The 25,328-nt window shown below is 71.2% G+C and carries 15 protein-coding genes and 3 pseudogenes; 7 read left to right on the top strand and 11 right to left on the bottom strand.

The features are described 5' to 3' along the window. The first annotated feature begins 13 nt into the window (after positions 1-13). Entirely contained in the window at positions 14-2,149 is a 2,136-nt protein-coding gene (locus tag H0H10_RS18885) for a UvrD-helicase domain-containing protein (RefSeq protein WP_188182180.1), read from the top strand. 6 nt (positions 2,150-2,155) lie between these two features. Here H0H10_RS18885 and H0H10_RS18880 read toward each other — a convergent pair whose 3' ends face one another. The 5 genes from H0H10_RS18880 to H0H10_RS18860 form a co-directional block, all read right to left on the bottom strand. Next, positions 2,156-3,814 (bottom strand): HsdM family class I SAM-dependent methyltransferase, encoded by a 1,659-nt coding sequence (locus tag H0H10_RS18880; protein ID WP_223180098.1) that lies wholly within the window; start codon positions 3,812-3,814, stop codon positions 2,156-2,158. A 156-nt stretch (positions 3,815-3,970) separates the two neighbouring features. After that, complete coding sequence (locus H0H10_RS18875; protein ID WP_309141835.1) at positions 3,971-4,993, bottom strand: alpha/beta hydrolase; 1,023 nt, start codon at positions 4,991-4,993, stop codon at positions 3,971-3,973. 54 nt (positions 4,994-5,047) lie between these two features. After that, a complete protein-coding gene (locus tag H0H10_RS18870; RefSeq protein WP_188182179.1) occupies positions 5,048-6,664 on the bottom strand; it encodes a phosphodiester glycosidase family protein in 1,617 nt (538 codons plus the stop codon). A gap of 358 nt (positions 6,665-7,022) precedes the next feature. After that, positions 7,023-7,463, bottom strand: coding sequence for a hypothetical protein (locus H0H10_RS18865; protein ID WP_188182178.1), 441 nt, complete (start codon positions 7,461-7,463; stop codon positions 7,023-7,025). Positions 7,464-7,544: 81 nt separating this feature from the next. Beyond that, entirely contained in the window at positions 7,545-8,003 is a 459-nt protein-coding gene (locus H0H10_RS18860) for a hypothetical protein (protein WP_188182177.1), read from the bottom strand. A 203-nt stretch (positions 8,004-8,206) separates the two neighbouring features. On the opposite strand from H0H10_RS18860, the gene H0H10_RS18855 reads away from it, so the two are divergent. From H0H10_RS18855 to H0H10_RS18835, 5 genes are read left to right on the top strand one after another with little or no spacing between them, the layout of a single operon-like run. Beyond that, entirely contained in the window at positions 8,207-8,728 is a 522-nt protein-coding gene (locus tag H0H10_RS18855) for a hypothetical protein (RefSeq protein ID WP_188182176.1), read from the top strand. After that, positions 8,728-10,119, top strand: a complete 1,392-nt coding sequence (locus H0H10_RS18850; protein WP_188182175.1) for a hypothetical protein — start codon at positions 8,728-8,730, stop codon at positions 10,117-10,119. The genes H0H10_RS18855 and H0H10_RS18850 overlap by 1 nt, the downstream gene beginning before the upstream one ends. Further along, complete coding sequence (locus H0H10_RS18845) at positions 10,116-11,540, top strand: vWA domain-containing protein (protein WP_188182174.1); 1,425 nt, start codon at positions 10,116-10,118, stop codon at positions 11,538-11,540. Before H0H10_RS18850 ends, H0H10_RS18845 begins: the two co-directional genes overlap by 4 nt. A 48-nt stretch (positions 11,541-11,588) precedes the next feature. Then, positions 11,589-12,710, top strand: coding sequence for an ATP-binding protein (locus H0H10_RS18840; RefSeq protein WP_188182173.1), 1,122 nt, complete (start codon positions 11,589-11,591; stop codon positions 12,708-12,710). After that, positions 12,707-15,655 (top strand): DUF5682 family protein, encoded by a 2,949-nt coding sequence (locus tag H0H10_RS18835; protein WP_188182172.1) that lies wholly within the window; start codon positions 12,707-12,709, stop codon positions 15,653-15,655. Before H0H10_RS18840 ends, H0H10_RS18835 begins: the two co-directional genes overlap by 4 nt. Positions 15,656-15,727: 72 nt before the next feature. On the opposite strand, the gene H0H10_RS18830 is transcribed toward H0H10_RS18835, so the two are convergent. The 6 genes and pseudogenes from H0H10_RS18830 to H0H10_RS18815 all read right to left on the bottom strand — a co-directional run bounded on the left by H0H10_RS18830 (position 15,728) and on the right by H0H10_RS18815 (position 23,999). Beyond that, the gene (locus H0H10_RS18830) at positions 15,728-16,117 is read right to left on the bottom strand and encodes a hypothetical protein (RefSeq protein ID WP_188182171.1); all 390 of its coding nucleotides are present in this window, start codon (positions 16,115-16,117) and stop codon (positions 15,728-15,730) included. 173 nt (positions 16,118-16,290) lie between these two features. Beyond that, a complete protein-coding gene (fusA, locus tag H0H10_RS18825; protein ID WP_188182170.1) occupies positions 16,291-18,348 on the bottom strand; it encodes an elongation factor G in 2,058 nt (685 codons plus the stop codon). Between the two features lie 438 nt (positions 18,349-18,786). Further along, positions 18,787-19,923 (bottom strand): annotated as a pseudogene (locus H0H10_RS40025) (3-keto-alpha-glucoside-1,2-lyase-like domain-containing protein); the annotation flags it as partial. Positions 19,924-19,929: 6 nt separating this feature from the next. Further along, positions 19,930-21,879, bottom strand: a pseudogene (locus H0H10_RS18820) (ThuA domain-containing protein); the annotation flags it as partial. Between the two features lie 3 nt (positions 21,880-21,882). After that, positions 21,883-22,701, bottom strand: a pseudogene (locus H0H10_RS41275) (ThuA domain-containing protein); the annotation flags it as partial. Between the two features lie 311 nt (positions 22,702-23,012). Next, entirely contained in the window at positions 23,013-23,999 is a 987-nt protein-coding gene (locus H0H10_RS18815; RefSeq protein ID WP_188182169.1) for a multicopper oxidase domain-containing protein, read from the bottom strand. Between the two features lie 716 nt (positions 24,000-24,715). Between H0H10_RS18815 and H0H10_RS18810 the strand changes: the two genes are divergently transcribed. Then, a partial coding sequence (locus tag H0H10_RS18810) for a cupredoxin domain-containing protein (protein WP_262506281.1) occupies positions 24,716-25,328 on the top strand: 613 nt, incomplete at its 3' end.

The following is a 25,328-nucleotide window of genomic DNA, read 5'->3' as shown; positions in this document are numbered from 1 at the left end:
GGGAGTGCGCATCGTGCCGCAGCTTGCGTTTGCCAACAGCTTCTGGGAGAGCTACGACGCCCTCGAGAAGCCCGTCAGGAACGGCGTTCGCAAGGCGATGCAGAAGTTCCAGCAGCTCACTGTGCCGGAGCTGCAGCAGGACAAGGGGCTGCACCTGGAGTCGGTGGAGAAGGCCGCCGACCGCCGCATACGCACTATCCGCATCAATGACTTCTGGCGAGGCGTCGTACTGGCCCCGGACGACGGCAGTGACGTGTTCCTGCTGGTCAATGTGGTGCCGCACGACGACGCGTACTCCTGGGCGGCCAAGCGGCTGTACACCACGAACTCCGCGACGCGGGCGCTGGAGGTCCGCAACGTACGGGGGATCGAGCAACTGACCCCGCAGCTCGAGAAGGCGGCCGCCGCGGCCGAATCACTGCTGTTCGCCAAGTACTCGGACAGGGTCCTGCGCGAGCTGGGCGTCGACGACCAGGTTCTGCGGGCGGTGCGCACGATCATCGACAAGGCCCAACTGGAGGCCTTCGGGACCCTGTTGCCGGAGGACCAGTTCGAGGTGTTGCAGTACCTCGCCGAGGGATTCAGCCCGGAGGAGGTGTACCGGGACGTGGTCGCGGTGCGCCGTCCCGTGGACGCGGGCCCTGACCCGGACGAGACTCTCGCCGCCGCCATCGCCAATACCACTAGCCGGATCACGCTGGTCAGCGGTCCGGACGAGCTCGCGGACATCCTGGAGAAGCCGTTCGCCGCCTGGCGGGTGTTCCTGCATCCGTCACAGCGCCGCGTCGCCTACCGGGTGTCGTACGCCGGTCCGGTGCAGGTCACCGGCGGTCCGGGAACGGGCAAGACGGTCGCCGCCCTGCACCGGGTCAAGCACCTCCTGACCCGGTCACCCGACACCCGGGTCCTGCTCACGACCTATACCAACGCACTGGCCGCCTCGCTGCGCGAGAACCTCGGTCTTCTCCTGGACGGCGACGCGTCGTTGCTCGGCCGGGTCGAGGTGACGACGGTCAACGCCTACGCGCACGGTGTGGTGGCCCGTCTCGACGGCAAGGTGCCCTCTCCCATCGGCGACCGGGAAGAGCGGCAGGTGTGGCAGCAAGTCGTCAAGAAGCTGGGACTTCCTTGGACGGAGCAGTTCCTGGCGCAGGAGTACCGACATGTCGTCCTCGCCCAGGACCTGCGCACCCTCGACGCGTACCGCGCCGCCTCCCGGCGCGGGCGGGGCAGCGCCCTGTCACCGGCCCGCAGGGAGCAGCTGTGGCCCGCCGTCGAGCTGTTCGAGTCCATTCTTCGCGACCGGAAGGCGACGACGCATCTGAAGGTGTGTGCTCGGGCCGCCGAGCTTCTGGCCGCTTCGGCGCCGACGCACGACCACGTGGTGGTCGACGAGGCGCAGGACCTGCATCCCGCCCAGTGGCGCGTGCTTCGCGGTGCGGTGGCGCCCGGCAGTGACGACCTTTTCCTCACGGGCGACCCTCATCAGCGGATCTACGACTCGAAGGTCTCGCTCGGTTCCCTCGGCATCGCGGTGGCCGGGCGAAGTCACCGGCTGCGCATCAATTACCGCAGCACGGAGGAGATCCTTTCCTGGTCGACAGGCATCCTCACTCCCGTGTCCATCGACGACCTGGGAGGCGAGGGCAGCGACACACTCGCCGGGTACCGCTCCCTGCTGCACGGCCGCAAGCCGCAGGTGGAGGGGCACGGCTCGGAGCACGGGGAGGTCGCGGCGCTCGTCGAGCGGGTTCAGGGCTGGATGGCGCAGGGCATCAGCCCCTCCGAGATCGGCGTGTGCGCCCGGTTCAACGTGTTGCTGGACAAGGCGTACGACAAGCTGACGGCGGCCGGGGTGCCGGTCGCCCGGGTCAGGGACAGCCCGGGGGCTGATGTGGAGGGAGTGCGTATCGCCACGATGCACGCCATGAAGGGGCTGGAGTTCCGCTGCGTAGCCGTGCTCGGAGTGACGGCGGGAGCGGTGCCGTTCGCCCGTGAGGTGACTCCGGCCTTCGTGGACGCGTTGCAGCACGACTCCGACATGCTGCGGGAGCGCTGCCTCTTGTTCGTCGCCTGCACCAGGGCGCGCGAGGCACTGGCCGTCTCGTGGAGCGGAGCGGTCAGTCCGTTCCTTCCGGCCGTCTCGTGACGGACGTCATTCCTGCGGTGTCAGCGCTCCGTTGCCGAGCCCGTCGCGGGCCAGCTCAGCGGCCTGCCTGCTGAGCTCGGCCACCCGTCGCGCCCGTTCCTCGAACTCCTGGAGTCTACGGAAGGCGGTTCCGTAGCGGCGCTGCTCGGTGATGTCCATCTGCGGGATGCGGGCTCCCCTCCCGTCGAGTCGGAAGGTGCCGCTGGCACTCGTGGAGCGTCGGGTGTTGGCCGCGCTGCGCAGGAATCCCTGTAGGAAGTCCGTGTCGAGCTGGTCGCTGGTCGAGACGGGTTCCGGGCCTGGGTGCTCGACGAGACCAGCGCGCGCGAGGTCGGCGATGCTCACCGACGAACCGTCCAGCGCGCCAGGGCCTTCTCCCGCAACCAGCTCCGGCAGCAGTTCGGAAATCGTCCGCACTTGCTCGGCCAGCTCTTGGCGAACGGCCTGGTACTCGGTCGCGTAGTCGCGGCGCGATTCCTTCACATGGCGACCCGGTGTGAGGTCCACCGTGTCGTCGAGGAGATCGATGAGGGAGACGTCCGCGATCTGGTCGGGTGCCGGCTCCAGGGATCCGTCCGGATCGTTCGACGTCAGGTCGATCACACGGACGCTCGTCGCGGCTTCGCCCACGGATGGCGAGCGTCGCAAATGCCAGAGATGCACCGGGAGGGCGTGCGAGGCGGCGGTGCCGGCGGGCAGGGCGGTGACCTGGGTGAGGATGCCGCGCCGTACGAGCTCGGCACGGATGCGGCGGCCGGCCTTGCGGTAGGCGACCGATGCAGGCATGACCATGACGACTCGGCCGCCGGGGGCGGTGTGCGCGTACGCGTGCTGAAGCCAGGCGAGCTCCCCTTCCGCGCGCGAGGGCGTCCCCAGTTCCCAACGGGCGTCGAGGAGCAGGTCCTCCCGCCCCCAGTCGGTGTCGCCGACAGGAGGATCGCAGACGACCAGGTCCGCCTTGAGGTTCGGCCACCTGTCATCGCGCAGGGAGTCTCCGACGACTACGTCCACCCCGGTACGGCCCGTCAGGTCCGCGCGCAGTTGCGCGAGCCGAGCGCTGCGCGGATCCGCCTCTTGCCCGCAGCGTCTCGGCCCTCGTTCCGGGCCAACGGCGAGCAACAGGGTGCCGATGCCACAGGCTGGGTCGAAGACCGTGGCGTCCGGCGCCACCTCGCCCGCGAAGTACCGAAGGGCGCGGACGATGCGCGGAGAGGTGACCTGATCCGATCCAGCCCTCCGCACGGAGTCCGTGAATCGCTCGGCGAGGGCCTCGACCACCTCACCCGCCGATCCGCGCTCAGCGAGGACATGCGCCAGGCGGACGGCTTCCTCCGGCAACGGGTGAGGGGTCTTCTCGCCGTCCCGGGCGAGGAGCTGGGCGACCGCTACGAGCCCTCCGACCATGTCGTCGCCGTACGCAGCCCGCAACACCTGCCAGAGCTGCACCTCCTGCGAGACGTCCTGACCCTTGCGCTGCCTGTTCAGCCACGTCTGCACCTCTGTCAGAGCGAAGAGCGGGCTGTTCACACTCCCACCGGCGGGCGCGGGAAAGTCGTCGTAACGTCGTCTCCAATTGGAGACAGCGGCACGCGTGACGCCTGCCAGCCGGGCGATCTCGGAGCCGGTGATCATGGGGCCGGCCGGGGCCGCGGGAGTGTCCGCCATGTACGCCACCGTACACAGCGTCGACCAGCCGTTCAATGATTGCCTTGTTGACTGCGCTAACGGCAGGCGGAGTTGATGTATGGGTAAACCATATGCCGGGCGTGCGTCCGCCCCGAGCACCGGCTACATGGTGCAGCTTCTGGCGCTGTGACGGGTTCAGCCGCTGGTCTCCAGAGCCCCCAGCAGCATCGGCAGCGAGGCGTGCAGCTCGCGCTCCCAGTACGGCCATCCGTGGGTGCCCGGTCCGTAGAAGTGGGTGGTGACGTGCTTGGCGCCCACGCGCTCCAGTTCTGCGGCGAGCGCGTGGTTCTGCCGGTTGAAGTCGGCCTCCAGCGCGCTCGTGCTGCCCGGCGGGTCCAGGGGGCCGGTGGTGCCGTCGCCGCAGGACAGGTACACGGGGACGGACCTGAGTCGCCTGGCCAGGTGGTACGGGTCGTGGGCCTCCCAGATGCGGCGTTGCGCGACCGGGTCTCCCCAGACCCTCAGCGGGTCGTTGCCCTGGCCGGCGAAGAAGCCCAGGATGCGGTTGACCGACTCGTCGTTGAGCAAGGGGTGGGCGGAGCCGGAGTACGCGGCGGCCGCCTTGAACATGCCGGGGTGGCGGGCGGCGTACAGCAGGGCGCCCTGGCCGCCCATCGACAGGCCCGCCACTACGCGGTTGGTACCGGCGCCCCAGTCACGTTCCAGGAGGTGCCGCAGTTCCACGGTGTGGAAGGTCTCCCAGGCCGGGTCGCCGCCCTGGCCGTGGTTCCACCAGTCGCTGTACCAGCCGTTCCAGCCGGCCTCCGGCATCACCACGAGGACGTCGCGCAGGGCGGCTATCTCGGCGACGTCGGTCCGGGCGGTCCACGAGGTGTAGTCGCCGCAGCAGCCGTGCAGCAGCCACAGGGCCGGCCAGTGCCGGCGCCGGTCGCCGGGGTTCCAGCCGTCGGGGGTGAGGAGGCGGACCTTGACCGTCCGGCCGCCGAGGGCCTGTGACCGCACCGACAGGTCGACCTGCCGGTCGGCGACCCGGGTGACCGCGACGACCTCCGCACCGCGTCCGTGCGGGGCTAGGGTGTCCGCCGGTGGCGGGGCGGCGAGCGCCGGCGCGGTCGGCGCGAGGGTGGCGAGCAGGACGGCGAGGACGAGCAGGACACGGGCTTTGAGGGTCGGGACGGCGGACACGGGCGTGAACACGGCGGCTCCCTGTGGTGCGGTTCGTCGCTGCACGGACGGTTCGGCCGGGCTGGGTCACTTCCTGTCGGGCAGGATCAACAAGGCGTCCCCGACGGGACGTTCGCCTGCGGTGTCGGAGGGGTCGTTGACCACGTCGCCGTCGGTCACCATCGTGGTCGAGCCGCCGCCGTCGAGGTTGACCGCGTCGCGCAGTCCCAGTGCCTCGGCGACGCGAGCGCTCTCGCCGATGCTGAGGCCGAGTGCGCCGGTGCTGCGCCCGTCGGCGGTGACGAGCACGGTGCGGCCGGCCGCGTCCACTCCCGCCAGGGTGCGCGGGTTCCGCTTGTGCACCCAGCCGTAGTAGAAGCTCGGGTCGCCCGGGCGCACCATCCCGTCGGTGGCGGGAGTGACGTGGAGCCGTCCGTCACGGACCAGTTCCGGGCCGGCGTTGACGATGTCCGTCCCCGGTGCGGGCGAGACCCGTCGGCCGTGCTCGTCGAGCAGGGTCGTCCGGACACTCAGGCGGTCGCCGACGCGGGCGAGGGAGCTCAGCTCGGCGACACGGCGGCCGGTCGCCTGGACGGAGCTGCCGCCGGCCGGGAGCGGTCCGCCGCGTGGTGAGCGCAGCCCGACCACGCGGTCGTGGGCGTCGAGTACGGCTTCGAGCCCGTCGCCCTGCGGCGTGTGCCGGCCGAAGTCCGAGGTGAAGGCGACGAGTTCGTCGGTGTTCGTGCAGGTCACGTCGTGCAGCGGCAGAGAGGTCGGCCGGTCGCCGGCAGTGCCGCCGCAGTTCCTGATCAGACCCGGCACGCGGTTGATGCCGTTCAGGCCGAGCGAGGTGTCCCGTCCGGTGACCCGGCCCTGCCAGGTGAACCGGGATATCTCCGTCCGCCGGCCGTTGTCGTGGACGACCAGGGCGGGGCGCCCGCTGACCGGTTCGCTCAGCAGACGCCCGTCGTACACGCCCACGCCCGCCGGATCGCCCGGCGCGCCCGCCTGCGGGTCGAGGACGAAGAACCCGGCGTTGACCGCCGCTCTCGCGCCGGCCGCCTCCGCCAGTTGGCTGGTCGTCTCGCGATTCTCCAGGTCCGGGCCGTACGACGCGTGGAGGCTGCCGCGGAACCGGCGCGGGTCGATGGTGAGCACGTCGACGCGCCACGGTCCGCGGTCCGCGGCGTCACCGTCCCAGCCGGTGTACACGGCCGACCCCGTGTGACCGGCCGCTCTCAACCGTGCGCGTTCGGATGTCGCGGCGGCCTGCGACGCGAACGATCCGACGCGGACCCGCCAGCCGAGCGTGCCCCCGGCGTAGTCGGCCGCCTCGGGGGTCGTCACCTCCTCCACCCGGGGCCGGAAGCCGTCCCGCTCCAGTGCGGCGGCCAGTTCGTCCGCGCTCGCCCTGTCCTTCAGCGCGGTCGGCGGGGCGTCGGGGTCCGGCGAGGTGTCACCGCCGGGAATGGACACCTCGACCGTCCAGTGCGCGGCCGGGTCCTCCTCGCCGCGCACGATGCGGGTGAGGGTCACTCCCGGCTGAAGGGTCGTCGTGGTACGGGTCTCGGTCAGGTCGGCGGGGCCCAGGGGCAGGGTGGCGTCCCGGGCCGGCCGGGTGGCCGGGGACGCCTGCGCCGGCAGCACACCCACCGTGACGAGGACGCCGAGGACGGCACCCACCGTGCACAGTCTCTTCTTCATCTGCACCGCCTGGATCGTTGGGCGTGAGGACCTGACCGCGGGTGGTCGACATCCGACCGAACCCTGCACAAGTAGCGGTCGGTTCCGGCTCAGCGTCAAGGGCGACGGGGCGGCCGGATGTCAGTGGACGCCAATGGGAGTTTCAGCCGGTGTCCGTGTGGGGGCGGGACGATGAACACGGGCCGACCGTTCCCTCGCGCTCGTCGGCGCGGCCATGCGCCGACGTTTCGCGTTCGTCGGGCTGTCGCCGCGCCACGGAGCCCTGTCATGAAGCGGGGTGTCCAGCCCTAGGCACCCGGTGAGCCGCAGACGCCGGAGGCCATCCCCGGTTTCCCCGGAGCGGGCCCCCGGCCACGGCTCAGGCATAGGGGTCGGGGATCACCTCGGCCGGGGACCGGACGACCTTGTCCACCCGCAGGAGGGCGCAGCTCACGGTCCCGCCCTGGGCGATCAGCACATCGGGGACGTGCGCCTCGTAGAAGCGCAGGTGCCCGATGACACCGATGGTCGTCGTGCGCGCGCCGAGCCACAGCACGATCCTGCGCAGGTCGTCGAACTCGTCGGGATGCGCCTCCTGACGTACCGTCAGTGTCCAGCCCTCGTCGTCCGTGCTCAGCTCTCCGAGCGCGGCGCCCCCGATCCGCCGGGCCGGTCCCCGGGCGTCCCAGAGGGGGTACTCGTACCCGTCGTCCTGCCGGCCGCCTTCCTGGCCCAAGTGCCAGCGCAGCAGCTCCACATCGCGGGCGGGAAGGGAGGCGGGCAGGTCCAGCATGAGCTGGAGTTCGTAGATGTCGGCCATGAGCAGAGGCTACGGAGCGGCTTTCCGCGTCGCGCGACCGGTACGGATCAGCAGGTTGTACGGATCAGCGGGTGGTACGGATCAGCGGGTGTCGGCGTTCCGGCGCTGGGTCGTCTTCCGCGGCGGCCGGCGGATGATGTCGTCGTCGCCGGGCTCGCGCGGGACGTAGGAGAAACCTTCCTCCGTGGCGGCGTCGTAGTGCACCACGGTGTTGTCCCTCCGCAGGGTCTCGAGCCAGGACCGCAGCCGTTTCCTCTTGTCCGGCTCGATGTCCATGCCGGCCCTGACCCTGGCTTCCAGCCGCAGCATCTGCACGGCGTACACCTGCCGGTGCTGCGGCGCCACGGCCCACGGGAGCAGGTCGTCGTCCCGGGCGATCCGCCGGGTCAGTCCACGGCGCTGCCGGAAGTTGCCCCACATCGAAAGCCGGGTGTCGATGCCGTACTTGCGCCGGTACTCATCGGTCATCTGCTGGTAGGACCAGCCCTGTTCGAACCATCTGATGACCTCCCCCTCGTCGACGATCTTCTTCTTCGGCATGCCTTTCCCCTGGGTGTTCGGCGGGCGCGGGCGGCCGCCTCCGGATTTCGCGCCGGCCGCGGCCTCACCCGACCGTGATCATCCGGGCCATCCTCGCACGGGGCGGGAAGCGGGCCGTGCCGGGCCGGACGGCGTTGTCAGTGCCCCCCGATAGATTCGATCGTGTTCCGCCGAGGTGGCGCGAACGCCCCCCTTTCGCATGCATGGGAGATGGTGCGTTGTCGGTCTGGGAGAAGTCGAGCACGGCACGGGTGGTGCCGTCCGCGCGGCCGCGGAAGCTCGCGAAGGTGCCGTTCGTCGAGCTGGCCGACGGGCGGTTGCAGGGCGTCGTGTCCAGCGGCTCGGACATCGGGCGCGTGTACGTGTCCTCGGTCGCTGCGGGGACGTACGCGTTCGCGTGCAGCACCAACAACAACCGTCCCTGCGGCGGGGCCCGCGGGATGTTCTGCAACCACATCCGCGCGATGATCGGCGAGGCCGTGCTCCAGTACGGCGCCGAGCGCGTGGCCCGGTATCTGCGGGTCGAGGCCGACGCGGCGGAGGCCGACGCGCACTCCGTCACCTCCGCCATGACGGCCGCACGGCCCGCACAGGGCGACAGCTCGGCCGCGGCCCAGGTGTTCAGCCGGTTCCTGCGGCACCTCGCCTACCTCGAACTCGCGCCCACCACCGGCCCGTTGCCCGAGATGCAGTGGTTCCCGACGACCGGGGCGGTGGCGGCCTGATGCGTGCCGATCTGCTGTCCGACGCCGTCGACGGTCTGGACGAGGCCCTTGCCGCCGTGGACGGCTTCGACGAGGCCCTCGTCGGCGGCCTGCTCCGTCCGCAGCCAAACCAGGCCGGCGGGCTGGCCGCCCTCGCCGACGCCGTCGCCGGGTCGCCGCTGGCTGCCCGGGTCGCCGAGGCCGCCGACAAGGCGGCCGCCGGGGCCGCCGGCGAGGACCACTTCGTCGCGCTCGCCGCGGCCCGCACCGCGCTGCTCGGCTCCGTCCACGACGCGCTGACCGCCCGCGTGGAGGAGGCCGTCGGCCGGCCGCGGACCGACGGGAGCACCGCCCCGGCCTCCGGCGAGGAGCACGCGGCGAACCTGCACGCCGCCGCCCGCGGCTGGCTGTGCGACCTGGCACGGGCCGGCTGGCAGGGCATCGACCACGAACTCGTCGCCGGGGCCGCGCCCGTCGTCTCCGCGATGCTGCCCGACCCGGCGCTGCGCCGACTGGCCACACTGCTCGACGGCTTCGCCGCCGAACTCGCGGCCTGCTGCCCGGGAGCGGCCCTGGAGCGTGTTCCGGTGCGCCGCTGGGCCGACCTGTGGTCGCGTGCCCTGCTGCTGGCGCTGCCGGGAGCGGCCCGTACCGCCGCCGTGGGCGAGGCGACCGGCCGTCTGCTGCCGCTCGGCGTCGACGTCCAGGAGCACGCCACCGCCGTACAGGCCCAGGTCCACGCGGTGTTCGAGCCGGCGGACGGCGGTACGCCCCGGCTGGTGCGGGCCTCGGTGTCCGCGCCGAAGCCCGACACGGTCGTCGCCGCCGGGCTGTGGCAGCTGCTCCGGCCCCACATGTCCTTGCTGGCCGCCGTCGGCGAGGGCCGCGCCATGGAGCTCGACGCGATGCCCGTCACCGCCGAGGGCGACCTGATATGGGACGACGCACGGGCCCGGGCGGGCGAGCCCGCCGACATCTTCACCAGCGCGCGGGTGGCCCTGCCCACCGCCGCCGCGTTCGCCGTCTCGCCGCTGGACCGGCACCCGGCCCGGATCGCGGTGCCCGTGCTGGTGGAGGGGTACGGCGTGGAGGAGGGTGACGACGGGCTCGTCTTCCAGGTCGCCGGGTGCCGGCTGCCCGTCGACACCGATCGTGTCCCGGCCGCCGGTCCGCTCACGCCCGATGTCGTCGCCGCGTCCGGCGCGTGTCTCGGGCTGCTGAGGTGGGACGCCGGGCAGTTCCTGCTCCAGCCGCTCGCCGTCGAGAGGACGGTGCGGAAGAAGGCCGTCGCCGTCCACGCCGGGGCCTGGGCCGGGGGCACGACCGACAAGGCGGGTGTCCGGGCCGAGAAGGCCGCCACCGACGCCGTCAAGGTACTGCGTGAGCGTGCCGGAAAGCTGCTGCGGAAATGACCGGGCAGACCGCGGGGCAGGTCCCCGCGCCCGATCCGTACGACAACCGGCGGCAGGTCCTCTACTGGCGGCTGCTGGCCCGCCTCTTCGACCACGAGGAGCAGGCCGGTCTGGAGTCGGCGAGCCTCGCCGTGGTCGAGGACATCGGCCTGCCGCCCGCGCTGCTCGACCCGGACGCGTCCGTCGACTCCGTCGTGCAGCGGCACCCGGAGCTGGCCGCCGAGTTCGACGGGCTGATGACGCCCGAAACGGAGGAGGACGGCGCACGCGACCGCGCCGCCGAGGTGCGGCGCGCGGCACTCGCCTCGAAGGTGCTGCTGAACGTCTTCGCCTCCCGCCCCGGCACCGTGACCGCCGGGCAGCTGGCCCGCTGGCAGTCCGACGCCGGCTGGCTGGAGCGGGCGCTGGGCTGCCGGCCCGGCGAACTGCGCGGCGGCCGGGGCGGTACGGGGCCGGCGGGTGCGGGCGGCGGCGTCGGCCCGACCGGTACGGGCATCGGCGGTCCCACGCCCGACCTCAGCCGTCTGATCCCCGCGATCGGCCCGGAACTCGGTTCCATCGAGGCCGGTCTCGTCAAGCGCATGCACCTGCGCGAGGTGCTGGCCGACCCGCAGCTGGCCTCCCGGCTGACGCCGAGCATGTCCCTGATCGAGCAGCTGCTGCGCGACAAGAACAACCTCTCCGGCGTGGCCCTGGCCAACGCCAAGGCGCTGATCCGGCGCTACGTCGACGAGGTCACCGAGGTGCTGCGCACCCAGGTGGAGAAGGCCACGGTCGGCGAGCTGGACCGGTCCGTCCCGCCCAAGCGCGTGTTCCGCAACCTCGACCTCGACCGCACCATCTGGAAGAACCTCACGAACTGGGACCCGGAGGAGGAGCGGCTCTACGTCGACCGCCTCTACTACCGGCACACCAGCCGCAAGACCACGCCCCAGCGGCTGATCGTCGTCGTGGACCAGTCGGGCTCCATGGTCGACTCGATGGTCAACTGCACCATCCTGGCCTCCATATTCGCCGGGCTGCCGAAGGTGGACGTGCACCTGATCGCCTACGACACCCAGGCGCTGGACCTCACTCCCTGGGCGCACGACCCGTTCGAGACGCTGCTGCGCACCAAGCTCGGCGGCGGCACCGACGGCACCGTCGCCATGGCACTCGCCCAGCCGAAGATCGCCGAGCCGCGCAACACCGTCGTGGTGTGGATCTCCGACTTCTACGAGTGGCGGACCCACGAGCTGTTCGAGAGCATGGCCGCCGTTCACCGCTCCGGGGCGAAGTTCATCCCGGTGGGCTCGGTGACCAGCGCCGGCCGCGGCAGCGTCAATCCGTGGTTCCGGGAGAAGTTCAAGGACCTCGGCACGCCGGTGATCTCCGGCCACATCAAGAAGCTCGTGCACGAACTCAAGACGTTCCTCACCTGACCCGGCCGCTCCGTCCCACACCCGCCCTTCAGAAAGGCTCACCTCTTCATGTCCGACCTGCTGCGTGCCCCCGCCGAGATCAAGTACGCCGAGGAGCTCGACTGGCTGGAGTCGATCGACGACAACCCCAAGCCGTTCTCGTGGCGCCTGTCCCCGAAGATGGTCCGCCTGTTCATCCTCGGCTCCGAGCGTGCCGACGGCCTGGACCGGGAGATCTCGCAGAAGTGGTTCGGCGACCGCAGCTTCGTCGAGCGCTCCATCGTCACCCTCGCCTCCGACCGGGGTCTGCTGCTCATCGGTGACCCGGGCACGGGCAAGAGCTGGCTGGCCGAACTGCTGTCCGCCGCGATCTGCCGCAACTCCACGCTGGTGGTGCAGGGCACGGCCGGCACGACCGAGGACCACATCAAGTACTCCTGGAACGTGTCGATGGTCATCGCCAAGGGCCAGTCGCGGGAGTCGATGATCCCCTCGCCGATCATGACCGCGATGGAGACCGGCGCCATCGGCCGCTTCGAGGAGCTGACCCGGTCCACCAGTGACGTCCAGGACGCGCTGATCTCCATCCTCTCCGAGAAGTACATCTCGGTGCCCGAACTGGAGAGCGGCGGCAGCGACAACATCGTCTTCGCCAAGCCCGGCTTCTCGGTCATCGCCACGGCCAACAGCCGCGACCGGGGCGTCAACGACCTGTCGTCCGCGCTCAAGCGCCGCTTCAACTTCGTGCGCATCCCCGTCGTGACGAACAAGAGGAGCGAGGCGGAGATCGTCCGGTTCCGCACGGAGGAGCTGCTGCGCCGGCACGCGATCGACCTGGACGTGCCGCCGACCCTGCTCGACGTCCTCCTGCAGAGCTTCGCCGACCTGCGCGCGTCCGCCGCCGCGGCCGGCAGCGACGACGAGAAGCTGGAGTCCGCGCTGTCGACGGCCGAGCAGATCGGTGTCCTGGAGGACGCCGTCCTGCACAGCAACTTCTTCGGCGAGCACACCCTCACCGCCCGTACCCTCGCCTCCTCGCTCGTCGGCTCCCTCGCCCGCCGCGAGCCCGAGGACCTGGCCATCCTCAACAAGTACCTGCACGGTGTCGTCGAGCCGCGCAGCAAGGAGGAGGGCGGCTCCTGGCCCGAGTTCCTGGAGGGCGGCCGCGACGCGATCGCCACGCTGTCATGACCGGGCCCCACGAGAGCAGCACGTTCGCGGCACTGCGCGGGCAACTGCAGGAGGCGGCGGCGACGTTCGCGGGCGGCCCCGACGCGCTGGAGGGCATCCTCCTCGGCATGGTCGACGACGTCGACCGCGCGGTGCGCGAGCCGCTGGAGATCTTCCCCGTCTGCCACCACTCGCCCGCCTCGGCGACCGCCATGGCCCGCCGGCTGCGCGAGAAGCAGCCCAAGGTCGTGTACCTGGAGCTGTGCGAGGACATGGCGCCGCTCCTGACCGAGCTGCGCAACTGCCGGCTGCCGGTGGCGGTGCAGGCGTTCGCCGGAGACGTCGACGGCTTCCCCGCCGAGTGGGCGCCGCTGTCGGTGGTCGCGCCGATCACCGAGGCGTCCGCCGAGTACCAGGCCATCGCGTACGCCCTCGACACCCCGGGCGTCGAACTGGTCCTGGTCGACCGCTCCTCGGACCACGTCTTCCAGTGGGACACCGGCACCGCACGGACACCGGAGCCCGCGGCGGAGGGGACCGAGGGCTCCGACGCCCCGGCCGAGGCCGCGTTGCACGGTGAGGCCGTCGGCGTCGAGATCGGCGACCTCCGGCCGCGCTTCGCCGAACTGGAGGAGCACCTGCTGCGCCACGGCAAGGTGCGGCACTGGTCGGAGTGGTGGCACCAGTACGTCGAGGTGCCGCTCGGCGACAGCGACCACGACACCTACCGCCAGGTCATGTTGCTCATCGGCAGCCTGTTCCGCCGGCTCGCCCCCGGCGACGGCGCCCGGGTCCGGGTGGACGAGGACCGCGAGCGCTACATGTGGACCCGGATGCGCGAGCACCTGGCGGCGACGGGTGCCGATCCGGCGGACTGCCTGTACGTGTGCGGGGCGTTCCACGCGGCGAGCCGTGTGGCGGAGTTCGGCGTGCACGGCACCGACACGTTCACGATCTCCCCGCGGACCGCCACGACCTGGCAGTACGGGCTGATCCCGTCCAGCCACGCGGCGATCGAGGCGCAGTTCGGTCTCGCCGCCGGCTCGGTGTCGATCGCCTCGACGGAGTGGGCGAAGAGCCTGAAGCGCACCCGTGTGCAGCCCTACCGGCTGGCGGGTCAGGTGGGTGCGAAGAAGGCCGCGGCGAAGAAGTCCCCCGCGAAGAAGGCTCCGGCTCACAAGCCCCAGGGGGCGGCCGTCGTCCCGGCATCGGACCCGGCCGCCGCGGACCGGCTCTCCGGCTTCCTGCGCAGGCCGCCCGTGCTCGACGGCCTGGACGAGGCCGAACTGCTCGGCTGGTCGGTGGACATCGTGCGCGCGGCCCGGCGCAACGGCTACCTCGCCTCCACCGCCGACGCCATCGCGGTCTTCGAGACGTCGATCCTGCTCGCCGGGATGCGGGACCGGGCCAAGCCCACGCCGTACGACTTCCAGGACGCGGCGGTCACCTGCATCGAGAAGGACACCGTCCCCGGGCGGCGGGACGTGCGGCGCCTCGTCGAGATCATGATGGGCGGCGACCGGATCGGCCAGGTCGGCTACGACGCGCTGCCGCCGCTCGCCCGCGACGTGCACGACCGGCTGGCGCCGCTCGGCCTGAAGCTCCAGCAGCGCGGGGTCCAGCGGGCCCTGCTGGACATGGCCTCCCGGCCGGAGCTCCAGGCGTGCTCCGACGTCCTGTGGATGCTGCGGCGCCTGATGCCGCACGGCGCGGCCCGGCCCATCATGGGCGAACGGCGGCTCGGTGAGCGCTCGATCCAGGAGTCGTGGGACCTGGCGATCGGCACCCACCAGCGGGCCCTGATCGAACTGGGCTACGAGGGCGTCAGCATCGAGCAGGTCCTGGAGCAGCGCCTGCGGCGCGACGCGTACGCACCGCAGGCGACGACGGCGACCGTGCTGGCCGCGGTGGAGGACGCGACGCTGTATCTGCGCAGCCGCCGACTCGCCGACGAACTCGGCACGCACGCGCTGAAGGTGCTCGCCACCGAGCGCAGCGTCGACGGCGCGCCGGAGGTGCTGCGCCGGGCCCGCGCGCTGCTGGCGTACTACCGCACCAGCGAGCCGGTGCTGCCGGCGTGGATCGAGTCCTTCGTCAAGACCGGCTATGCCCACTACTGCACGCTGCTGCCGACGGCGTTCCAGGACGAGGACGCCACGGTCGGCCAGGTCGCCGCGATGCTGGGCTTCCTGTTCAGCATGGAGAGCCTCGCCCTGTCGCTGGGCTGCGACCGGGCCCAGCTGGAGCTGGCGGTCGCCCAGTCCCACCCCGAGGACCCGTCGAAGACGGCCCTGCTGTGGGCGGCGCAGGTGCAGCTCGGCACCCTGTCCCGGACCGAGCTACGGGCGCGGTGCGACGAACTGCTGGACAACCCGCTGGTCGTACCCGCCTATCCGCGCTACCTCAGCGGCTTCGTCCACGCGCTGGAGCCGGTGCCGGGGCTGGCGGACGTGGTCGTCGAGGCGGTGTCGAACGCGTTCGGACGCCTGCCGGACGCGGTGCTGCTGCCGTGGCTGCCGCTTCTGATCACCACCTTGCGGTCCGGCGCGGCGGAACTCGCCCCGCTGCTGATCCGCGAGGCCGGGCGGATCTTCCCGGGCCGGCTCGCGGCGCTGGACGCGTGGATACCACCGTGGCGGACGCCCCCGGCTCCGCCTGCCGCCCGCCGGACGGCTCCCGCGGAGCACGGCCCCCGGGGCGCCGCACTCCTCACGGCGCATCCGGAGACGTGCGACGCGGTGGCGGACCTGCTGGGGTGCCCGCGCGACTGGACGCGGCCGGAGACCCACGCCCCGTCGGGGGCTGCGCTGCTGGCCGCCCATCCGGAGACGTGCGACGCGGTGGCGGACCTGCTGGGCTGCGACAGTGGGTGGGCGACGGCCGGCTCGTCCTCCCCGGGCGCCGCGCTGACCACCCGCCACCCGGACACCGCGACGGCCCTGGAGTCCCTGCTCGCGAGCACGTGACGGCGGCGTGCGGCCGGGTCCGGTGCCATCGGACCCGGCCGCACGTTCAGCGCCCGCATGCGGCGGCGGTTGTCAGAGGCCCGCTCTGTCCAGCAGCACGGGCAGGGCCTCCGGTTTCACCTTCTGCACCGTCCTCACCTGTCCGAGGCCCAGCTGGTCCGGGGCCACCGGGTCGCCGTACAGCGCCTTCGTGGCCTCGGTCAGCAGGGTCACGGCGACGAGATAGGAGACGTCGGGTTCGTGCCAGGGTTCCTCGTCGACGTGGGCCACGGCCGCCACCGCCGGCTCCGGGTGGGTGAAGAGGAACCAGAGGCGGTCGCCCGGCTGCATGCGGTTCCGGCGGCTGAGCCAGAGCTCCAGTTCCGGCTCCTCCTCGGCCAGTCGGCGGATCGTGTCCTTGTCGGGCGGATCACCGTCCAGCGTGTCCTTGTTCGGATTGAGGATGTAGATCCAGTCCGCCACGGCTTCCCTCTCGGTCCGGACACACGGCCCACGGACAACGCACACGGTGCAGCGCCCCATGGTGCCAGGCTCGCGACACATACGCGTACATATTTTCGGGATGCGGTCGGCGGCATCCGGCGGGGCCGGGGCGGCCCTTCCCGTGTGCGCGTGCGGGAAGGGCCGCCCGCCGGCTAGCGGAGCGGGGCCGTGACCGACGCCGGCGCATACCCGGTGGGCCGGGCCGTGAACGTGCCGCGGCCCTGGGTGCGGCTGCGCAGGCGGGTCGCGTAGCCGAACAGCTCGGCCAGGGGCACGGTCGCGGTGACCGCCGTGGCGCCCGCCCGGGTGGCCGAGCCGGTCACCCGGCCGCGGCGGGCCGAGAGGTCGCCGAGCACCCCGCCCACCGCGTCCTCGGGAACGGTGACCGTGACCTCGGCGACCGGCTCCAGCAGGACCATCGCACAGGCCCGCAGCGCCTCCCGGAGACCGAGCCGGCCGGCGGTGCGGAACGCGGTGTCGGAGGAGTCCTTCACGTGGGTCCGGCCGTCGGTGAGCGTCACCCGCAGGCCGGTCACCGGATGCCCGGCCAGCGGCCCCTCGGCCAGGGCGTCCCGGCAGCCGGCCTCGACCGCGCGGACGTACTCCTGCGGCACACTCCCTCCGACGACGGACGAACGGAACTCGAAGCCCGGGCCCGTGCCCGACTCCGCGTCCAGCGGCTCGACGTCGAGGACCACGTGGGCGAACTGGCCCGCCCCGCCGTCCTGTTTGACGTGCCGGAAGACGAACCCGGACACCCCGCGCCCGACCGTCTCCCGGTGGCTCACCCTCGGACGGCCGACGTTGATGCCCAGCCCGTGGTCCCGGCGGATCTTCTCCACCGCGACCTCCAGGTGCAGCTCACCCATGCCGGACAGCACGGTCTGACCGGTCTCCGGGTCGGTGCGCACGGTCAGCGAGGGGTCCTCCTCGGCCAGCCGCGCGAGCGCCGACGCCAGGCGCCCGGTGTCGGTGCCCCTGACCGCCTCGACCGCCACGGAGACCACCGGCTCGGCCACGCCCGGGGGTTCCAGGAGCAGCGGGGCGTCCGGCGCGCACAGGGTCGAGCCGGCGCGGGCGGACTTCAGTCCGACGACGGCGACGATGTCGCCGGCGACCGCCCGGTCCAGCTGGGCGTGCCGGTCGGCCTGGACGCGCAGGATGCGCCCGATGCGCTCGCCGCGGCCCGCGGTCGCGTCCCACACGGTGTCTCCCTTGCCGATGGTTCCGGAGTAGACGCGCAGGTAGGTGAGGCGTCCGGTGGCGGTGGCGTTCACCTTGAACGCGAGCGCGGTGAACGGTGCCGCCGGGTCGGCGGGCCGCTGCTGTGCGGTGCCGTCGTCGCCCGTTCCGCGTACGGGCGGCACGTCGAGCGGCGACGGCAGGTAGGCGGTGACCGCGTCCAGCAGGGGTTCGACCCCGCGGTTGCGGTAGGCGGAGCCGCACAGGACGACTACGCCGTCTCCGCCGCGCGTGAGATCGCGCAGGGCGGCGGCGAGCGTGCCGGTGCGCAGCGCCCCGCTGTCGCAGAACTCCTCCAGCGCGCCCGGATGGAGTTCCGCGACGGCCTCCTCCAGCAGCCTGCGCCGGCGGCGCGCCTCCTCCCGCAGGTCGTCCGGCACCGGTGCCCCGTCGACGGCGTCACCGTCGTCGGTCCAGGTCAGGGCCCGCATGCGGACCAGGTCGACGACGCCGGTGAAGCCGCCCTCCGCGCCGATCGGCAGCTGCACGACGAGGGGTGCGGGGTGCAGCCGGTCCCGGATCGAGGCGACGGCCGCATCGAGGTCGGCGCCGGCCCGGTCCATCTTGTTGACGAAGGCGATGCGCGGTACGCCGTGCCGGTCGGCCTGCCGCCACACCGACTCGCTCTGCGGTTCCACCCCGGCGACCGCGTCGAACACGGCGACCGCGCCGTCGAGCACCCGCAGGGAGCGCTCGACCTCGTCGGCGAAGTCGACGTGCCCCGGGGTGTCGATGAGGTTGATGCGGTGCCCGTCCCAGTCGCAGCTGACGGCGGCGGCGAAGATCGTGATGCCCCGGTCGCGTTCCTGCGGGTCGAAGTCGGTGACGGTGGTGCCGTCGTGCACCTCACCACGCTTGTGCGTGGTGCCGGTGGCGTACAGGATCCGCTCGGTGACGGTGGTCTTGCCGGCGTCGACGTGGGCGAGGATGCCGAGGTTGCGGACGGTGGCGAGAGGGTTGTTGCGCATGGCCCCGTGGCCTTTCGGATGGTCCGGAAAAGGGCGGCGCGATTCGCCCGGCGCACGACGCCGCACGCCCCTGACGCGTGGGGCGTGGCAGGCGGCGACGAGGATCAGACGTGCGTCACGGGCATCCGGTACCGGCCGCGCAGCGGGCACCGGACGGACCAGGACACCAGGATCACCACGGACCGACGGGACCGGGAACGGAGAGCGACAGCAGCGGCGCGATCACGCACGGCCGGGCTCCCCTCACTGGTCATGGATGCGCCGCCCGACGGCGGGCGGCGCCTGCTCGGTGAGTGTAGGGAGAGGTCTGAGAGCGGGGCCACGCAATTTCGCGGCTGGTGATGCCGGCCGCCAGGGGTGTGGACCCGGAGTCCACGGACCCGGGCGGGTGCCGGGCCCGGGGCTGCTGCCCCGGGCCCGGCACCCGCCGCTGTGCGCCTACAGGTCCCGCACCCGGATGTTGCGGTACTCGATCAGGTCGTTGTTGCCGTGGTTCTGCAACCCGATGTAACCGCTCAGGAACTGGCGCAGGTCCGTGGGCGGGTCACCCGCCCGGGACGACGACTTGCCGGGCGTGTTGTCGAACTCGTTGATCACCACGCCGTTGCGGATGATCGTGTAGTGCTGCCCGACCGCACGGATCTCGTAGTCGTTCCACTGGCCCTTCGGGGTCACCCCTGCCTTGTCCAGTCCCACCGGCTTGAAGTTGTACACCGAGCCGGTCTTCTGGGCCTCGCCCGTGGCCCCGTCGTAGATCTGGATCTCCTGACCGCAGTAGATCGCGACCCACTCCGGTGCCGTCCGGGCGGAGCCGACCGTCCCGCAACTGCCGGCCGGGCGGTCGGCCAGCGGCGTACGCGGGTCCGGGAACCGGATGAAGACACCGGTGTTGGCATTGCCGCTGCCCGGAGCCACGTCCCGGAACTGGAGCCTGACCGAGAAGTCCCCGAGCTCCTGCTTGGCGTACCACAGCATGCCCATGCCGCCGGAGCTGCGCATGGTGCCGTCGGACAGCAGTGAGAACTTCCCGGGCCCGGCCTGGCGCCAGTCGGCCAGGCTCGCCGCGGTCCCGTCGAAGAGGGGCCTGTACCCGGCGACCTTGCCGATCTCGCTCTTCGCCGCCGCCTTCTGGATCGCCGACGACTCGCGGTTGTCGAGGACGCCCTCCTTGCGTAGGTCGTTGACCACGCCGCTGACGTGACTGACGAACTCGCCGTGGTTCGGCCAGGACGCCTCGTCGTCGATCAGGTCGTTGACGGTGCAGCCGCCGCCCGCGCGGTGGTTGGCCACGCCGGTGTCGGTGTCGAGCAGCTTGACGGTCTTCCGGGCGTCGGGGGCGGGGCAGCCGGCCACGGCGTCGAACGTCGCGGTGGCCTTCTCGCCGTCGGCGTAGGTGACCGTCAGCTTCGCCTTGTACGTGCCGTAGTCGGCGTAGGTGTGCGTGGGGTTGGCCTCGTTGGACGGCTTGCTGCCGTCACCGAAGTCCCACTCCCAGGCCACACCGCCGGTCCTGGCGCTGGAGAACGCCACCGTCCTGGGCTCGCTCTGCTTGATCACGCGCGCCCCGGCGTCCTGCGGCTTCGGGGTGGCCGGGCCACCCTGGTAGGTGATGCGGATGAGCTTCTGGTTGGAGTGCAGGCTGAAGAAGCCGCCCGCGTAGTCGAGCATGTACAGCGCACCGTCGGGACCGAACTTGGCGTCCATCCAGCTCTGCAGCTGGGTGGAGCCGCCGCCGGCCGGGATGATGCTGCGCAGGTCCTCGGCGAAGGCCGGCGCTCCCGCGTCCTTGACCTTGTCCGGGTCGACGGTCACCGCGACGCGGTTGCCGGCGTTGGACTGGTCGCCGATGAACCACTTGTCGTTCCAGTACTCCGGCCAGGCGACACCGCTCTTGGTGTCCACCTCGGAGCGGTGGTAGGTCGGGCCGGACATGACGGCCTGGCCGCCGCCCCTGAGGTACGGCTGGGTGTAGGTGGCCTCGCTCGACTTGTAGGAGGGCAGACCGCTGCCGTCGGGGCGCTCGGGGAAGACCGGGCCGCCGCCCTGGGGCGAGTACCAGATCATGTTGTCGCGGGCCGGCGGGATGTCCACCAGGCCGGTGTTGCGCGGTGACTCGTTCTTGAGGTTGTCGCAGTCGTACCAGCCGGTGAGCTTACTGGCGTCGGTGTTGCTGCGGTCACGGTACGGCTGCCGGTTGCCCATGCAGTACGGCCAGCCCTGGTTGCCCGCGGAGGTGATGATCGTGGCCGTCTCGTACTTGGCCGGGCCCAGCTCGGGGTCCGGGGCCCCCGCGTCCGGCCCGACCCAGCCGGCGTTCAGCCAGTTGTGCACCGGGTCGACGGAGAGCCGCGCGATGTTGCGGACACCCATCACGTAGATCTCGGGGCGGGTCTTGGCGGTGCCCGGCGGGAAGAGGTTGCCCTTGGGGATGGTGTAGGTGCCGTCGGGCTCGGGGTGGATGCGGATGATCTTGCCGTTGAGGTCGTTGGTGTTGCCGGCGGTACGGCGGGCGTCCTGGAAGGAGGTGCCCTTGTAGTCCTGGGTCCAGTTGTTCCCGGAGTAGCCGCTGGAGCCACCGGAGGAGTTGCTGTCACCGGAGCCGATGTAGAGGTTGCCGTCCTTGTCGAAGGCCATGCCGCCACCGGCGTGGCAGCAGCTGTGGATCTGGGTGTCCCAGTGCAGCAGGTCCTTGCGGGTGCCCTTGTCGATGGACTCGGTCGCGAAGTCGTAGGTGAGCCGGGAGACCGTCCGCTGGCCGATCCGCTTGTCGCGGTCGATCGACTCGTGCGGCATCCAGTAGATGTAGATCCACCCGTTCTTCTCGAACTTCGGGTCGAGGGTGATGCCGACCAGGCCTTCCTCGTTCTTGACCAGCTCGTCACCGCTGCCCCGGTTGCCCATCACGTCGAGTGTGGTGAGCAGCTTGACCTTCTTGGTCTTGGGGTCCCACTGGTGGATGGTGCCGCAGCCCAGGCCGACCTTGGGGTCGTTCCAGGAGCTGATCGGGCCGGACGGGCAGGCGGCCTTGCCGATGTAGAAGGCCTTGCCGTCAGGGGCCATGGTCAGGCCGTGCGGCTCACCGATCTGGTCGAGCTGCCCCGGCTGGTTCTGGGCCGTCAGCCGCTCGGTCTTGTAGTTGGACGCGATGGTCGCCTGGCAGTCGCCGCGGACCATGCCGGTGGTCCACTGGATGGCGCCGAGGAGGTGGCTCTGGAACTTCGTGTCGGTGGTGTAGCTCTCCTCGGTGCGGCCCATGCCGGTGTAGAAGGACCGGCCGCCGTCGTAGTCGCGGCACCACGAGATCGGGTGGAACGCGCCGTTGGCGCCGGCTCCCGGCTTGTACTTCCACTCCTCGACCTGGGCGATGGTGTGGACCTTGCCGATCGGGTTGGGCTCCCAGTTGATCCACTGGTCGGAGCGGGTCCAGTTGAGTGGCAGTCCCTTGTTGGCCGGGTGCTGGCGGTCCGTCACGTCGACGACGGCCTCCTGGACCTTGGAGTCCTGCGGAGGCGTCGGGTTGGCGCTGAAGAGCCGCAGCTCGGCCAGCTGGGTCAGCGGCTCACCGCTGTTGGCGGTGATCTCCAGCCGGTAGTGCTGGTAGGCCGTGCTGTTGGCGAACTGGAACTGCCTGGTCTGGAACCGCGACGGGAAGGTCTCGCCGGTCCGGGTGTCCAGGGTCTTCCAGGTCTCGCCGTCCTGCGAGCCCTGCAGCTTCCAGTCCTTGGGGTCCCGTCCCGAGGAGTCGTTGGCGGAGGTCAGCGCGTAGTTGACCACCGCGACGGGCTTGTCCAGCTTCATGGTGACCCAGCCGGTCGGCGTGAAGGTCAGCCACTTGGTGTCGTCCTTGCCGTCGAACAGCTTGTCCTTGGTCTCGTTCGGCGGGTTCTCCCCGTTGGCCGCGCTCTCGACGACCTTCTCGGCATCGGGGAGGCCAAGGGCCGGACGGGTGCCGATCAGCCCGGTGAACCAGGAGGAGTCGGCCTGGGCCCGGGCGGCGTCGTGGACACCGACGAAGCCGCCGCCGTTGTTGATGTACGACTGGAACGCGGCTTCCTGCTCGGCGTTGAGCGTGACGCCGTCGGCCGACAGGAACACCACCCCTCGGTACTTGGCGAGGTCGGCGGTGTTGAACACCCTCGCGTCCTCGGACTCGACGACGTTGAACCCGTTCTTCTCGCCGAGGCTCTCGATCGCCGCCGTGGCCTTCTTGACGGGGTCGTCCTGCTTGGCGGCCGGTCCGTGGAAGACCAGGACGTTCACCTGGGAGCCGACGGCTTCGCCCTGGTCCTGGCTGCTGCGTTCGGCGGTCGGCTGCGCCTGTGCCTGCACGGCCGGCAGCGCGGTCAGCCCCATGGTCAGCGCGGCGCTGGACAGCAGAACGACCGCACGGCGCCAGGACCACGGGTGGGTGCGAACAGGATGCGACGGTGGCGATCCTCTTCGTCTGGACAGGGCGAACCGGTCTGTCTTACCCATGTTTGCTCCTTGACTCGATCCGGCAACGGAAGAGCGATCAGGGATGGAGCGAGGGCTGCCGCAGGGACCCCGCCCGGTGCGCGAGGGCCGTCGGGCAGGCCTGACGCGCGGCTTCTGGGTGGTCTCTGGGGTGGCTTCGGGGTGGCTTCGGGGGTGGAGCCCGCATCAGGACCCCGCGCCGCTGCTTTCTAGTGGTGGTGGGGCGTGCCGCCGGGGACCGTGCCGTCGGTCTCGGTCACGACGAAGATCCCGGCCATGCCCATGTCCGAGTGGCTCTGCACGTGGCAGTGGTACATCCAGTTGCCCGCGCCGACGTGGTCGCCCGCGATCACCTGGAACCCGAAGGAGTCCGCGGGGCCGACGGTCTTGGTGTCGATGACCCGGCTCACGTCGCGCGGACCGTCCAGGATGCCGGTGCGGTTGTCCGCCCAGCGGTGGCCGTGCACATGGAAGGTGTGGAAGAACTCCCCGTGGGTGATGACGATGAACTCCACTCGTTCGCCGCGGACGGCCGTGAAGGTGGGGGCGTCGTGGTGGGCCTTGTTGTTGATCGTCATGTCGTTGAACACGACGGTGAACTGCTTGTCGGGCAGCACGTCGCCCTTGCGGCGCACGATCACGGGGCCGTACAGGCCCTTCTTGAGGCCGCCCGTGCCGTGTGGGGTCCCCACGTTGTGGTCGTGATAGTGCCAGTAGCCGGCGCTGCCGGCGTCCCACGTCCCGTCCTTGTTCCGTCCCGGGGCGTGGGTGCGCCAGACGTAGGTCCGTCGGCCGCCCGGCTCGACAACGCTGTCGTTCAGCGCCGTGCCGTCGCTGGCGACGTCGTAGTCCACTCCGTGCACGTGCAGACTCGCGGCGACGTCCAGGTTGTTGACGACCTCGATGTGCATCGTGTCGCCCTCGGTCAGCTCGATGAGCGGTCCGGGAATCGTCGCCTTGCCGGGCTCCAGGCCGTAGCCCATCTCCCCGTTCGGCAGTTTCTCCATGTACAGCGTCAACTCGCGGACGGTGCCCTTGTCTTTTCCTTGGCCGTTTCCTTGACCGTTTCCCTCACCGGACCCGTCCTTCGGGGCGGCGGCGCCGAGCACCGTGGGCACGACCGCCGCCGCGGCCGCGCCGGTGGCGAACGCTCGCCGGGAGAAGAGGCGTCTCTTGCCTGCGCCTGAGTCGGTCATCGTTCTCCAATCCTCGAAACACGTGCGTGCCCGAAGGCGATTCGTGGTCGTGGTGTGAGCCGCCGCCGACGGCAGCTGTCCCGTCACAGCGGTACGCGGTGGTGCGACGGGCGTCGGCGCCGCGAGGAAGGCGGAGCGGTCATCGGGCCGGACTCCCGTGGAGACGGGCCCGGCTTGCTCGGTGTGCCGGCTACGGCCGCCGGGATCGGATCGGCTGGGGCGAACAGGGTTCGCCTCGGGACGTGGACACCGTAGCGGGGGCCTCTCCAGTTTTTCCAGACTCAGAACAAAGTTGGTTGGATTGCGGTCATAGGTCTTGGCGCGCCGTCAAAAGGCCCGCTAACTTCCCCTCGTTGCCGCATGAATGAGGTTGCGTGAGCCCCGCCCTCGGGTTCGCGGTTCCAGCGGCCTCGCAGTGACAGGGGCGGATGCCGCCCGCGCTCGAGTGACGGCTGCCCCGCCGTAGTCGTGTGCGGGCGATCAACCGAAGCGCGGCACTCGCCCCGTTCCGTCCAGGGCGCCGGCCGGGTGAGCGGAGGACTCGCGTCATCCCGGCGGCTGATCGTCCACCCGGTGGGACCGCGAGTCCTGCGCGGTGCCGCACAAGCGAATTCCCGAAAGGTGCAGCGGTGTTCGGAAGACTGCTCCATACCCAGACGGATCCGCCCTCTTCAAGATCCGCGCTACGTGAACGATTCCGGGCGCATCCGGTGCTGATGGCGATGATGGCCGTCGTGTTCACGGCGTTCGCACTGGCCGTTCCGGCCGCGTACGCGGCGGTGAACAGCGCCGAGGAGTCCGCAGCGGACCAGGTACTCACCTGGACGGCCGGCGACGACTACATGAAGTACACGTCGGCCCCCACCACGGCGGTGGCGGGCAAGGCGACCATCGTGTTCGACAACAGCACGGCGGCCGGCAACACGACGGGGTTGACGCACACCCTGACGTTCGACACCTCGAACCCCGACTACAACGACGATGTCAGCCTCAACATCCTGGCGAGTCCCTTCGACTCCCAGGGAGGCAGGCACACGGCCGAAGTCACCCTCACACCTGGCGTCTACCGCTACTTCTGCGCGATGCCCGGCCACCAGATGATGGCGGGCGAGCTCGTCGTCACGGCCGCGCCCGGCGACGACACCACCGCCCCGGACACATCAGCAACTGTGTCAGGGACCAGGGACGACGCCGGAAACTACATCTCCAGCGCCAGCGTCACCCTGACCGCCTCGGACACCGAGTCCGGCGTGGACACCATCGAGTACGCCCTCAACGGCGCCGCATACCGGGACTACACCGCACCCGTCACCATCGACACCGTCGGCC

The sequence above is a fragment of the Streptomyces griseicoloratus genome, from assembly GCF_014534645.1.
Classification (GTDB): domain Bacteria; phylum Actinomycetota; class Actinomycetes; order Streptomycetales; family Streptomycetaceae; genus Streptomyces; species Streptomyces griseicoloratus.
This window is presented reverse-complemented; position numbering and strand designations above follow the sequence as displayed.